Here is a 12,620-nt window from a genome sequence, read left to right on the forward strand (position 1 = left end):
TGAGGTCGTCATCCCCGCGAAAGCGGGGATCCAGTATTCCAGAGGCCACGCCGTGAACCGAGAAGCCGCGGCGTACTGGATCGCCCGGCCAAGCCGGGCGATGACAGCTGAGTAGATGGCGCGATCGCGCGTCATCCCATCACCCTCCCTGCCGCGGCGTGATGATCTCGATCTCGTCGCCGGCCTTGAGTGCGGTGTCGGCCCAGCGGCCCTTCGGCACGACGTCGTAGTTCACTGCGATCGCGAAATGCGTGCCCTCGTAGTCGAGCTCGGCCAGCAGCGCGTCGACGCTGACGGCGCTGATCTCCCGCTGCTCGCCGTTGACGATCACGCGCATTGCATCACCTCATTGTCGATTTCGCCGCGCGAAAGATAGCCGAGCGTCAGCTCGGCCAGCGCCGGCGCCAGCAGGAAGCCGTGACGGTAGAGTCCGTTCACCGTGATGCGTTCCTGCTCGATCCTGATTTTCGGCAGATTGTCCGGGAAGGCCGGGCGCAGGCCGGCGCCGAATTCGACGATGCGCGCTTCGCCGAACGCCGGATGCACCACGTAGGCGGCGCCCAGCAGTTCCAGCGCAGAGCGCACGCTGACGCCGTTGTCCTCGGCCTCGATCGAGGTCGCGCCCAGCATGAAGCGGCCGTCGCCGCGTGGGATCACGTAGAGCGGCCAGCGCGGATGGATCAGCCGCACCGGGCGCAACAATTCGACCTCCGCAGTCTCGATGACGATCATCTCGCCCTTTACGCCGCGCAGGCTCGGCTCGCGGTCGCGCGCGGCCAGTCCCCGGCAGTCGATCACGAGGCCGTCGAGATCGTCAGCCTCGGCGTCGCTGCCGAACTTGATGGCGCCGCCGGCCTTGGCGATCGCGGCATGCAGCCGCGGCAGCACGCGGCGCGGCTCGACATGACCCTCTTCGGGATAGAACAGGCCCTCACGGAAGCGGCCCTCGAGCGCCGGTTCGAGTCCGCGGACGCCCTCGGCGTCGAGCCGGCGATAACCTGACGTGAGGCGGGCAAAGCGCTCGAAATCGGCACGGTCGCGCGGATGCGTCACCACCAGCGAACCGTTGAAGGGGGTTTCCGGAAGATGCCGCCGCCACAAATCGAGCGAGCGGATGCCGAGGCGGGTGATCACCGGCTCGGCTGCCTCCTCCTCGCACCAGGGCGCCAGCATGCCGCCGGCCCAGTGGCTTGTGGATTCCGTCATCGCAGCGTCACTCCGCTCATGCAGGGTGACGGCACGTCCGGCCTCTGCGAGCAACAACGCATGCCAGGCGCCGGTTATGCCTGCGCCGATGATGGAGACGGGGGAATCCCCCCGCGGTCTTGACGTCTGATACATCCCTGTCCCTTCGCCGGCATGACCCGGATCAGGTTCAAAGGGTCACCGCGGTCCCGAACTGATCGCCATGATGGCGAAGTCCAAGCTTGCGGTATCTCAGCTCCTCCTTCGGAGCACCCCTCGGAACGCCCCTAATGTAGGCGGATGGGCGGATGTGTCAACTTGTATGCCAGGAGTTGCACCGCGGCGCGTGCAGAGCGCGCGTGCCCCGGGCGCAGCGCAGCGCGACAGCGGTGCGCTGCCGAGCCGGGGCCTATTCTCTCGAAACGTAGGGTCCCGGCTCTGCGAAGCAACGCTGCGCGTTGCACCGCGTCCGGGACACGCTAGCACCTATTTGGAAGCTGGTTCCGGCTTCGGCTCGGCGGTATCAGCCGGCAATTGCTCTTGCTTGGCGAGCTCCTTCGGCGGCGCGCCCGCGCCGCCATGTGTCGCCTCCTTGAGGTGACCGCCGCGCTGCCGCTTTGCGACGTAGTAATACCCGCCCGCGAAATAACGCACGGCTCGGTCGTGGTCGCCATTGGCGGCGCGATAGGCGCCGGCGAGGTATTTGACGCCGTATTTGAGGTTGGTGCCGGGGTCGCGCAGCCCCTCGGCGGTACCGGTGTAGCCGAGGCCGCGCGCGGTGCCGAGCTTGATCTGCATCAGTCCGATGGTGCCGCCGCGCCCGATCAGCTGCGGATGGTACTTGCTCTCGCGGACGATGACGCGATGCACCAGCTCTTCCGGCACCAGGTTGGCTTGCGCCTCGGCCGCCACCATCGCCTCATATTGCGCCCGCGATTGTGCATGTGCGCCGGCGCAGGACGCCAGCACCGCGATGGCCGCGGCAAGGTAGCTAAGGCTCTGAAGGGTCTTCATCTCGGGTTGCCCGGGTGATCAAACGCGCGTCGGTTCCGCGGTCTCATTGGTACGGCGAGCGGGCAGGAATGTGGCAAAACCTTCGCATCGGCGAACGATCTGCGTCCGTGATTGTCCGGGTGCCGGTGCGGCGGATGATGCGATCGCGAGGATAGATGCTTCAAATTGTTTGCTTCAATCGCCTCAGCCAAAAATTGTCGCCGATCGTCTTGGCGTCCGATTTTCTTCTCCGATTTTCTCGACCACGTTTTGCCGCACACTATCCACAGCGGATTGTCGTGCAATTGACTCGATGAAGGTCTACACTTCTCATACGACAAGCGTGTTCAGTCAGCACGTCTGTCCGTTCCAAAGCACGCAAGAAACAACATTCGGGAGATGCGCCATGGTCCGTCAGGACACCGGCTACATGCCTCGCGAAAATCCCTGCGCGCAATGCGGCAAGCCGATTGCCCGCCCCGATTGGGTGGAGCACAGCGAGGGGCGCACGACGTTCCTGTGGAATTGCCGCGCCTGCAATTACCGCTTCGAGGCGATCGCGATCTACGACACCGCGCAGCTCACGCCGCTCGCCGCCTGATGCCTTGATTATCGGTTCGGCTCGGTCGCCGATCAGCCCCGGCTGATCAGGCTGCGGATTTCCGCGGCGATTGCAGCTGCTGCTGACGCGCCGGCAGCTCGATCCGGACCACGAGGCCATGCGGCTTGCGATCGTGCAACGACAGCGTGCCGCCATGCGCGAGCACGATGGCGTTGGCGATCGACAGGCCAAGGCCGAAGCCTTCGGCCTCGTCCATGTTGCGCGCCTGGTCGCCGCGCACGAACGGCTCCAGCACGCTCGCCTTGTGCGCGTCGGAAATGCCCGGGCCGTCATCCTCGATGTCGATGACGAGGCGATCCGTCTTGACGTCGAGGCGAACGGCGACTTCGCCGCCGAAGCGCACGGCATTGTCGACCAGGTTGGTGATGCTGCGATGCAGGTCGGCGGGCCGCGCCGTCGCCATCGCGTGCTGCGGACCCTCGTAGCTAACCTTGTGTCCCATGTCGGCGAACTGGTCGGTGACGAGGTGCAGCGTGCTCGCGATGTCGACCAGCGTCATCTCCTCTAGCTTGCGGTCGTTGCGCAGGAACGACAGCACCGATTCCAGCATCGAGCGCATCTGGTCGAGGTCGCGCAGCATGCGGTGGCGATGGGTCTCGTCCTCGATGAATTCGGCGCGCAGCCGCATCCGCGTGATCGGCGTGCGCAGGTCGTGGCTGATGGCGGCCAGCATCTTGGTGCGGTCGTCGATCAATGCCGTGATGCGCTCGCGCATCCGGTTCAGCGCCTTGGCCAGCGAGCGGATCTCCTCGGGGCCGCGTTCGGGCAGCGGCGCTGCGGCGCCGTTCAGGCTGAAGGTCTCGGCGGCCTTGACGAAGGACGACAGCGGCGCCGTCAGCGCCCAGGCCGCCCACAGGCCGAGCAGGGTGACGCTGATGACGGCGAACAGCACCGTCATCATCCATGGTCCGCCCCAGAACGGCCGCATGTGCTGGTCCGGCATCAGGTTCGCGGCGAACATGGCACCGTCGGGCAGGCGGATCGCGACGCGGCGGATCCCGTTGTCATGCGGCGTGCCGCCTGTCTCGCGCGGCAGCTGGAAGACGCGATAGCCGGCGCCGAGCCGGCGGAGCGCGTGCAGGCTCGGCGTGTCGGTCTCGGTGAGGCCGCTGGCATCGGACGCAAAATCACCGATTGCCAGCTGCGGGAAGGCACGCGCAACGTCGGCCTGGAGCCGCGGCCGCTCCGATGCCGGGGCGTGCCCGAGCAGCTGCGCGGTGGCGGCGAGCTGGGTGTGCCAGCGATCGGACGGCTCGGGCCTGTCGGGGCGATGGATCAGGAAGGTGGCCGTGATGATCAGGTGCAGCGCGACGATCGAGACGACGACCAGCGCCGCCATCTGGGCGCCGATCCCCCGCAGACTCAGCACGCGCAGCAGCTTCATGATCAGTTGTTCGTGGCGGAAACCGCCTCCACCCTCGGAGTGAACACATAGCCGCCGGAGCGCACCGTCTTGATCATGGTGGCTTCCTGCGGATCGGGCTCGATCTTGCGCCTGATACGGCTGACCAGCACGTCGATCGAACGTTCGAACGAGCCGGCGCTGCGGCCCTGGGTCAGGTCGAGCAGGCTGTCGCGCGACAGCACGCGGCCGGGCCGTTCGCAGAAGGTGCGCAGCAGGTCGAACTCGGCGCTGGTCATGGCGACGCGCGCGCCTTCCGGGTTGCGCAGCTCGCGCAGGCGGATGTCGATGCGCCAGCCGAGGAAGGTCAGCGTGGTCGCGCCCTCGATCGCGCTGGCGTTGCGCGCGGCGGCCTGCCGGCGCAGCACCGCGTTGATCCGCGCCAGCAGCTCGCGCGGGTTGAACGGCTTTGCCAGGTAATCGTCGGCGCCCATTTCGAGGCCGAGGATGCGGTCGACGTCCTCGCCGCGCGCCGTCAGCATGATGATCGGCGTCTGCGACTCCGCCCGCACCTTGCGGCACAGGCTGAGGCCGTCCTCGCCGGGCAGCATGACATCGAGCACCAGGAGATCCACCCGGTGGTCGGTCATGGCCTTGGCCATCTCGCGGCCGTCGGAGGCGGTCGTGACATGACAGGAATTGGTACGGAGATATTTTGCGATGAGGGACCGCGTCTCGCGATCGTCCTCGACGACAAGGATATTGGGCGCAGCCTGGGTCATACCGATCTTTTGTCCGTGATTCGGGGAAAGCGGCTCAGGAATTTTGTTTCAGTGTATTTCTGAAGTCTCGCCCAGCCGATCGAGTTAAACAGGTCCCCGGCGGGGAGAAAAGTTAGCGTTCTGTCATCAAGCTAATGCGTTGAAATTCGGTCCGAACTCCTCCGGCAGAGGTCTCCTGGGCCGGTGCGAGGAGGGGCGCTGGAAAGGGGAAGGGTGGCTGTCATACCCGGCTCGGAACCGGTTTCCCCGGCGACGCGTTATTTCCCTTTCAGGCCAGGAGGGAGAGATGGTCATCGAGGTCAAGACAAGGCCGCATCAGCTCATTGCAAGCGATCGCGTCGAGGGGACGGCGGTGCGCCGCGCCAATGGCGACATGATCGGCCACATCGAGCGGCTGATGATCGACAAGATCTCCGGCAAGGTGTCGTACGCGGTGCTGAGCTTCGGCGGCTTCCTCGGCATCGGAACCAACCTGCTTCCGCTGCCGTGGGGCCGGTTGCACTACAACCCGAAGTTCGAGGCCTACGAGCTCGATATCGAGGACGACGAGCTGAAGCGTGCACCGTCGTTCCGCGCCGACAAGGATTTCGATTGGGGCGATCGCTCGCAGGAAGTCGAGCTGCATCGCTTCTACGGTGTGCCGCCCTATTGGGGCGGCTTTTGAACGCGCGGCGATGGACGCGCCTGATCGACGTCTGTCGATCGATGATGTGATCGCTGGGGTGAATGCCGGCGCGTGTAGCGCGGTTCGCCGGGACGACTTAGTGAGCCAAACATCGTCACATCAGGGATTGCGCGTCCGGCACAGTCGCGAGGCTCAACCGCAGCTTACTTGGAGTAGTGACGGTCGCTTTCGTCAAGCACTGCAATGTTCCAAGTGTTGCGGAAGTCTATCTGTGCGGCTTTGGCGCACCGCCTCCATGGCGTTCCCAAGCATTGGTGTTCCCACCCGCCGAAGCGGCTTTTGAGCGCAGGTTCGATAGGAACGGTCGCCGATATCCCGGGTTCTCCCAGCATCGATTTTGCGAACTGAGGAGAGCGCATGATGTTGATCAAATCCATCGTTGCCGGCGCGGCCGGCTCCGCACTGCTTGCGACCGTTGCGTTTGCGCAGGCGCCCACCGACAAGAGCGACAAGATGGCTCCTGCGGCGTCAACCACGTCGCAGGCTCCAGCTGCATCAACGTCGGCCACGTCGCCGACCGAATTCAAGGGCAACTGGCGCGCGTCGAAGGTCGTTGGACTGAGCGTGTACAACGACAAGAACGAGAGCGTCGGCTCGATCAATGATCTCTTGATGGAGAAGGGCGGTACCATCAAGGCCGTGGTGATCGGGGTCGGCGGCTTCCTCGGCGTCGGCGAGCATCTGGTCGCCGTGCCGATCGACAAGGTGAAATTCGTCAACGAGCCAATCGCCTATACCGGTGCCTCGAACACCGACAGCACGACCAAGTCGACCACCACAACGGGCGCGGCGCCCGCGGCGGCGGCGTCGAAGCCGAATCCCTGGTACCCGGATCACGCAGTGTTCAGCGCTACCAAGGATGAGCTGAAGGCGATGCCCGAGTTCAAGTACTCGACCGACTGACACGGATCGCGTTGCGTAAAGGCAAATGCGCCCGGCGATGCCGGGCGCATTCTGTCATGAGGTGCAAGAAATCTGCGTCTGTCGTCACCAGCCGAGTTCGCGCAAGTACGCCGCGCGGGCGGCGACGCCGGTGTGGGTGAAATCCGTGAACACGCCGTCGACGCCGAGACGGAAGAACTTCAGATATTCGAGGCTGGGATCGCCGCGGTAGTCGGCCGCCAGATATTTCTTCTCGTTCCGGAACGTGAAGACATGCACGAACAGGCCGAGCTTGTGCGCGTCGGCAATGACGCTGGTTGCATCCTGCGTCGAAGCCTCCGCCGTCGATCCCTTGTAGGGCTTGCCGTCGGTGGTGCTGTCCTTCCACGGTGAGATCTTGTAGGGGACGATATAGGCCTTCCACGGACCGATGCCGTCGGCATAGGTCTTGATCTCCGCGAGGCCCTCGGGCGTCAGCATCGCATCGAAGGTGCGGGCATCGCCCGCAACCGTCCAGTCGTAGGGACGGGAATTGGCGATGTTGTTGAGCAGCACCTTGCCGGTCTTGAAGTCGACGCCGTTGCCGTCAATCAGCTGGACCTGCCGCGTTTCCAGTCCATGGCTGCGCATGTATTTCAGGCTGCCGGGCTCGAAGCTCTGCACGATGATCGGAGCGTCCTTCGCATTGAGGCCGTTTTCCTTGATGATCTTGATCAGGGCATCCTCGAGCGGGTGGCTGCCGGGCGAGCCGCAGCCATTGGCGATCGCCTGCGCATTGTTCCAGGTCGGATTCTTGGTTTCCGGATAGACCGAGATCGTGCGCCCCGTTGCCTTGCTCTTGGCCTTGGCGATGTCGATGATGTCCTGGAAGCTGATGACCGGAAACTTGCCGTTGAACAGCTTTGGCCGTTCGTTGGCCGCATCATAGGTGGTGCCGGCGATCCACTCCTTCAGCTCGGCCATGGTGAAATCGGTGATCGACCAGTCGTTGGTATGGTCGTCGCCGTCGACGATCAGCGCCTTCAGCACCGATTTGGGATCGGCCGGATCGATCAGATCGGTCGGGTATTCGGCCGGCCCGCTGGTCGGCGTTTGCGCCCATTTCACCTTGACGGGAACGCCCGGCGCCCTGCGCTTGCGGGCCGCAACCGCGGCGTTGGTCTTCGCCACCTCGGCGACGTTGGTGTTGTCGCCGAGCCAGGGATTGTGACGGGCCACCAGCACGCAATCCTTGGTCAGATGCAGGTCCTCCTCGAGCGAGTCGGTGCCGAGGTCGGCGGCCAGCTCATACGATGCCTCGGTCTCCTCGGGCACCAGGCCCGGCACGCCGCGATGCCCGATCACCAGCGGCTGCTTGCCGTCGACGGTCAGGAAGGGTTTTGTGCCTGATGGCGCCGAGCCGGTTTGCGCTGATGCCATCGACGGCAGCAGGACGGCCAAGGCCGCCGCACCCAGCAGCATCGCTCCAACATGCACCTTCCGTCGCGAACGAATCTGCTTCACGGCCAAATCTCCATCTTTTGCGTGGCATCGGGGCGATGCCATGAGGGCCGAGCCGAAAGGCCCACGCTTTTGTCTTCTTGTCGCAATCTTCTGACAGTCCGATGACCATTCGGCGGGGCGGCTGATAAAGTCCTACGGGATGTGCGCGGGCGGCGCCACGCTTGTCATTCCCGCTCGCAGCCAGGCACCGCGTGTTGTCAACGTTCGATCCGGACGCTCATGCCAGGCTCGAGACCTTCGGCGGCGCCCGCGGGGTCGAGGCGCAGGCGCAGCGTGTTGCGATCGTGATCACCGATCACGCGCTCGGCCTGCCAGGTGGCGAACACTCCAAGCGGCCGCAACTCGGTGATCAGGGCCTTTGTCGCACCGCCTGCGGCACTCCGGATCACGTTCACGGTGTTGCCGACCGCAAGACCGTCGAGATGGTCCTCGCGCACATTGAACGACAGCCATTGCTTGCCGGCCGCTGCGATCATCAGGACCGGCTGGCCGGCACGAACGTTCTCGCCGACTTCCGCGGCGATCACGCTGACCACGCCGTCGACCGGCGCGCGCAGCACCATCTTGTCGAGACGGCGCTCGAGCACCGCGACGGCGGCTGCGGCCGCCTGCACCTGCGCGTCGGCGATGGCGCGCTCCTCCTTGGTCGGCCCCGCGACGGCGGCATCGTAATTCGCCTGCGCCGCCGCCACGCCGGCGCGCGCGGCGGCAACATCGTTCTCGGCCTGGTCGAGCGCCTGCTGGGTTTCAAAGTTCTGGCTCGCCAGCGTGGTGATCCGCTTGAGCTGGGTCTCCACATAGCCAAGGCGCGAATTGGCCTTGGAGATCGCAGCCTGCAGCGAGTCGATCTGCTCGCGGCGCACGCCGGCATAGACGTTGTTACGGCTCGCCACCGCTGCGGCGAGCGCGGCCCGCGCCTGGTCGGCCTGTGCGCTCAACTCGATCGCGGAGAGCTTGGCGAGGACGTCGCCCGCGTGCACCTGCGCGCCTTTCTCGACCGCGATCGACACCAGCTGGCCGTTGACTTCCGGCTCGATCCTGACCTCGGTCGAGCGCACCACGCCGACGATGGCGGGCGCCGGCGTCGCGCGGCCCTCGGCGTAGATCAGCGCCCCCGCGACGAGCACAAGCGGGATCGCGACAATGGCGATGCGCCTAGCGTTGGGCATCTTGCTGTCCTCTCTTGAACACCAGCGCGGAGACCACGGCGAGCACGAAATAGCCAACGCCCAGGCACCACAGCCTGAGCCAGTCGTGCGAGACCTCCCAGATGCTCGCGCCGAGCTGGTTGATGCGCACGAGGCCGTCGATCGCCGAGTCGGCCGGGAACAGGCGGCCGAGCGCCGTCGCCGCAGGGGGGATGGCCTCGCGCGGCCAGGCGAAGCCGGCGGTGAAGAATTGCGGCAGGCTGGTCGCCAGCAGCAGGATGGTGGCGTTCTCCGGCCGCGTGAACCAGGCGCCGATCGCCTGTCCCATGAAGCTCGTCGCCAGAATGAACACACTCGCGAGCGCGAACAGCTCCGGCAAATGCCCCAGCGCGGAAAAACCGTACACGCGCGGCAGCACGATCAGATAGAGCGCGACCGCCGGCAAATAGATGGTCAGATGGGCAATGCCGCGCCCGAGCACGCCGGCGACTGCGCCGCGGGAGCCTGCCAGCGCCGTGCCGGTCAGCATCGCCGCGCCGATCAGCAGCGTCTGTTGCAAGATCAGGATGAACGCCGCCGGGACGATGTAGCTCGCATAGCCGCCGACCGGGTTGAAGATCGGTTGCAGCAGAACGTTGGCCGGGCTGAGGTTCGCGAGTTTCGCCTTGACCAGACTTCCGTCGGCGCGGGCGCCCCGCGACACCAATTCGGATGTCAGCGTGCCGATCGCAGTGGCGACGGCGCCTGCGGTCGATCGGAAGATGAACAGATAGGTGGCGTCGGCGTAGACCGGGATATGCGCGGTGAGGCCCTTGAGCACGTCGCGCTCCGTGCCGGGCGGAATCTGCACGGCGGCAAATGCGTAACCGCGGTCGATCGCGGTGCTTGCCTCCGCAAGGGTGCGGGCGCGCACCGTCACGCTCAATGTGCCGCTGGCATCGAGCGTCTCGACGATCTGGCGCGAGAGATCGCTAAGATCATTGTCGACCACCGCAATCGGCAGCTTGCGCAGGATCTGGTTCAGATAGGGTTGCGGATAATAGATGCCGTAGACCAACGGTGCCAGGAACAGCAGGCTGAAGGCGCTGCGCGTTCCGAGCACGCGCCGCCACTCCGCCACGAAGGCGCCGCCGACGCCGGGTGGCGTCTGCTCGCTGACCGCCGGTTCGGCCGGTCGCGCCGTCGCAAACCAACCCCGGCGCGTCAGGCTCGCCATGCGCCACCACGTGAGCGCGGCAAACAGCAGCGTGAGCCCTGCGAGCGCCGCGAAGGGAACGGCCGATTCCGATGCCGGCAATCCGCGCGCCGCCTGTCCCATCAGCACCGCCATGTACCAGCGCAGCGGCAGGATCGCGCTCCAGACCTGCGCGAATGTATTCATGCCGATGGTGGGAAAGCCGACACCGGCATAGCCGAACGCAGGGGAGGCGATCAGACCGGCAAGTCCGAGCCCTGTCGCGAGATCGCCGACCAGGAGCTGCAACAGCGCGCCGAGCGACAGATAGGCGATGATCAGGAGCAGGCCTGCGGCGATCATCAGCAGCACGTCGCCCTTGAAGGGAATCTGCAGCACGCCCTCGAGGATCAGCGGCTGGGCCAGCATGATCAGGATGAAGATCACGAACAGCGGCGCCAGCTTGCCGGCGAGCGCGGCGATCGGATCGCCGCCGGCGCTTTCGAGCCACTCGCGGGCGTTGCGGCGGCGGAATTCGGAGCCGACCGAATAGCCCGCGGCGAGCGTGATCACCACGTGGATGATGGTCGGCAGCAGCGCGCGCAGCAGGAATTGCGCGTAGTTCTTCTGCGGATTGACCAGCGCGATGGTCTCCGCGGATAGCGTCCCCATCGACGCCGGTGCGGGAGCGGCGCGATTGGCGGGAGCGGCCGCGCTCGCCGCCGCGGACAGCACATCGTTGAGGCCCGACGAGGCGATGCCGGCCGCGGTCAGGAATTGCTGGTTGTAGAAGCCGACGACCTGCGGGCGACGGTCGGCCTTCAGGTCGCGTTCGAAATTCGGCGGGACGAAGATCGCCGAGATCGCCTTGCCGGACCGGATGTCCTGCACGGCTGATGCCAGCGAGCCGGAATCGTCGACAATTCTCAGGCTCGGCGATGCCGCGACCTGCTGTGTCAGCGCGCGCGAGGTGTCCGACTTGTCGGTGTCGACGATGGTGACGCCAAGGCCCCGGATCACCGGTTGGCTGAACACGGCCGTGAGCACCACGAAAGCGAACAGCGGCACGCCGAAGATCAGCAGCAAGGCCACGCGGTCGCGCAGCAGCCATTGGCACTCGCGCTGCGCGACCCGCCAGAATCCGGGCTTTGAGGCCAGCCTCATTGGCGCGACCGCCAGTCGAGATAGGCGCTCATGCCGGGCCGCAGCTCGGGCACCGGCTGCACTGGATAGGCGCGGATCGAGAATGTCCGCAAATCGAAATCGCCGGTGGCGCGGGTCGCCCGCCAGCTCGCATATTCGCCCTTGGTGGCGATCAGCTTGACCTCAACCGTGACATGACGGTCGTCGAGTGCCGGAATCCGGACGTCGAACTTGTCGCCGACCTTCAGGCCTTTGACGAGATCCTCGCGTAGATCGAAATGGATCCACAGATCGCCGAGATTGATCAGCGTCACCAGCGGCACGCCCGGCGAGACGAACTCGCCCGGCTCGACGTTGCGCTGATAGACCTGTGCTGCGACCGGGGCGTAGACCGCGAGCTGGTCGATCACCGACTGGACGCTCTGAATGTCGGCTTCGGCCTTCTCGACATTGGCTTTCGCGATCGCGCGTTCTTCCTTGGTGTAACCGTTGACCGCCTGCTCATAGGCCGATTTCGCCTGATCGAGCCCGCGCTCGGCCTCGTGCAGCGCATCGGTGGTCTGGTCGAGACGCGCCTGCGGTGCGTTGCCTTGCTCGGTCAATGTCTTGGCGCGATCGAAGGTCTTCTGGGCCAGCACCTGCGCGGCCTCCGCGCGCTCCATCTCCGCCTTACGCGCGGCGATGGTTTCGACCCGCGTTCCGACCATGACGTTGGCGAGTTGCGCGTCAGCAACGGCCTTGGCGGCCCGCATCTGGTCTTGTTTTGCGAGCGTTTCCGGATTGTCGATCTTCACCAGGACGGCGCCCGCCGTAACGTTCTGTCCGCGCTCGACCGGGATCTCCTTGACCCGCCCGTCAACGCGCGCGGCGATATCGAGCCGCGTTGCATCGACCTCGCCCTGCACGAGCAGCGGCTCGGGCCGCAGCAGATAATAGACCGAGAGCGCAACGATGATCGCTGCAATGACGCCGACGATGATGGCCGGCATGCGTGTCGCGGCGTGTGCATTGTCCTGGTGCGCTGCCTGGGGTGGCGCCGACGTGCTTTGGTTCTCGCTACCAGAAGATGACACGTCCATAGCTGACCCCACATTGGCTCACGACCAGGATAGGCATTCACTATGGCGTGGATGTTAAATCCTGCCAACCTCGGCAGCCTGT

The 12,620-nt window shown here is 65.5% G+C and carries 12 protein-coding genes and 1 riboswitch; of the genes, 3 read left to right on the forward strand and 9 right to left on the reverse strand.

Translation table 11 applies throughout. The annotated features are described in order from the left end of the window. Window positions 1-139: 139 nt before the first annotated feature. From thiS to XH92_RS13120, 3 genes are all read right to left on the reverse strand, one after another. On the reverse strand, window positions 140-337 hold the full coding sequence (gene thiS, locus XH92_RS13110; RefSeq protein WP_194459578.1) for a sulfur carrier protein ThiS: 198 nt from the start codon (window positions 335-337) through the stop codon (window positions 140-142). Next, a complete protein-coding gene (locus tag XH92_RS13115) occupies window positions 328-1,341 on the reverse strand; it encodes an FAD-dependent oxidoreductase (RefSeq protein ID WP_194459579.1) in 1,014 nt (337 codons plus the stop codon). The genes thiS and XH92_RS13115 overlap by 10 nt, the downstream gene beginning before the upstream one ends. Further along, window positions 1,329-1,472, reverse strand: a riboswitch (TPP riboswitch). (Overlaps the previous gene by 13 nt.) Before the next feature lie 199 nt (window positions 1,473-1,671). Beyond that, on the reverse strand, window positions 1,672-2,199 hold the full coding sequence (locus XH92_RS13120; protein ID WP_194459580.1) for a lytic transglycosylase domain-containing protein: 528 nt from the start codon (window positions 2,197-2,199) through the stop codon (window positions 1,672-1,674). 385 nt (window positions 2,200-2,584) lie between these two features. On the opposite strand from XH92_RS13120, the gene XH92_RS13125 reads away from it, so the two are divergent. Further along, entirely contained in the window at window positions 2,585-2,779 is a 195-nt protein-coding gene (locus XH92_RS13125) for a hypothetical protein (RefSeq protein WP_194459581.1), read from the forward strand. Between the two features lie 46 nt (window positions 2,780-2,825). Here XH92_RS13125 and XH92_RS13130 read toward each other — a convergent pair whose 3' ends face one another. Next, window positions 2,826-4,184, reverse strand: coding sequence for an ATP-binding protein (locus XH92_RS13130; RefSeq protein WP_194459582.1), 1,359 nt, complete (start codon window positions 4,182-4,184; stop codon window positions 2,826-2,828). A 2-nt stretch (window positions 4,185-4,186) separates the two neighbouring features. After that, window positions 4,187-4,924: a response regulator gene (locus XH92_RS13135; protein ID WP_194459583.1), complete on the reverse strand. Its 738-nt coding sequence runs from the start codon at window positions 4,922-4,924 to the stop codon at window positions 4,187-4,189. 286 nt (window positions 4,925-5,210) lie between these two features. Between XH92_RS13135 and XH92_RS13140 the strand changes: the two genes are divergently transcribed. Together XH92_RS13140 and XH92_RS13145 are read left to right on the forward strand one after the other, a co-directional pair. Next, entirely contained in the window at window positions 5,211-5,588 is a 378-nt protein-coding gene (locus XH92_RS13140) for a PRC-barrel domain-containing protein (protein WP_194459584.1), read from the forward strand. A 381-nt stretch (window positions 5,589-5,969) separates the two neighbouring features. Further along, complete coding sequence (locus XH92_RS13145) at window positions 5,970-6,512, forward strand: PRC-barrel domain-containing protein (RefSeq protein WP_194459585.1); 543 nt, start codon at window positions 5,970-5,972, stop codon at window positions 6,510-6,512. A gap of 84 nt (window positions 6,513-6,596) precedes the next feature. On the opposite strand, the gene XH92_RS13150 is transcribed toward XH92_RS13145, so the two are convergent. The 4 genes from XH92_RS13150 to XH92_RS13165 form a co-directional block, all read right to left on the reverse strand. After that, entirely contained in the window at window positions 6,597-7,994 is a 1,398-nt protein-coding gene (locus tag XH92_RS13150) for a glycerophosphodiester phosphodiesterase family protein (protein WP_246788388.1), read from the reverse strand. Between the two features lie 197 nt (window positions 7,995-8,191). Continuing rightward, window positions 8,192-9,163, reverse strand: a complete 972-nt coding sequence (locus tag XH92_RS13155) for an HlyD family secretion protein (RefSeq protein WP_194459586.1) — start codon at window positions 9,161-9,163, stop codon at window positions 8,192-8,194. Then, the gene (locus XH92_RS13160) at window positions 9,150-11,480 is read right to left on the reverse strand and encodes an ABC transporter permease (RefSeq protein ID WP_194459587.1); all 2,331 of its coding nucleotides are present in this window, start codon (window positions 11,478-11,480) and stop codon (window positions 9,150-9,152) included. The genes XH92_RS13155 and XH92_RS13160 overlap by 14 nt, the downstream gene beginning before the upstream one ends. After that, a complete protein-coding gene (locus XH92_RS13165; RefSeq protein WP_246788389.1) occupies window positions 11,477-12,448 on the reverse strand; it encodes an HlyD family secretion protein in 972 nt (323 codons plus the stop codon). The genes XH92_RS13160 and XH92_RS13165 overlap by 4 nt, the downstream gene beginning before the upstream one ends. Window positions 12,449-12,620 lie beyond the last annotated feature (172 nt).

The sequence above is a fragment of the Bradyrhizobium sp. CCBAU 53421 genome (genome assembly GCF_015291625.1).
Classification (GTDB): domain Bacteria; phylum Pseudomonadota; class Alphaproteobacteria; order Rhizobiales; family Xanthobacteraceae; genus Bradyrhizobium.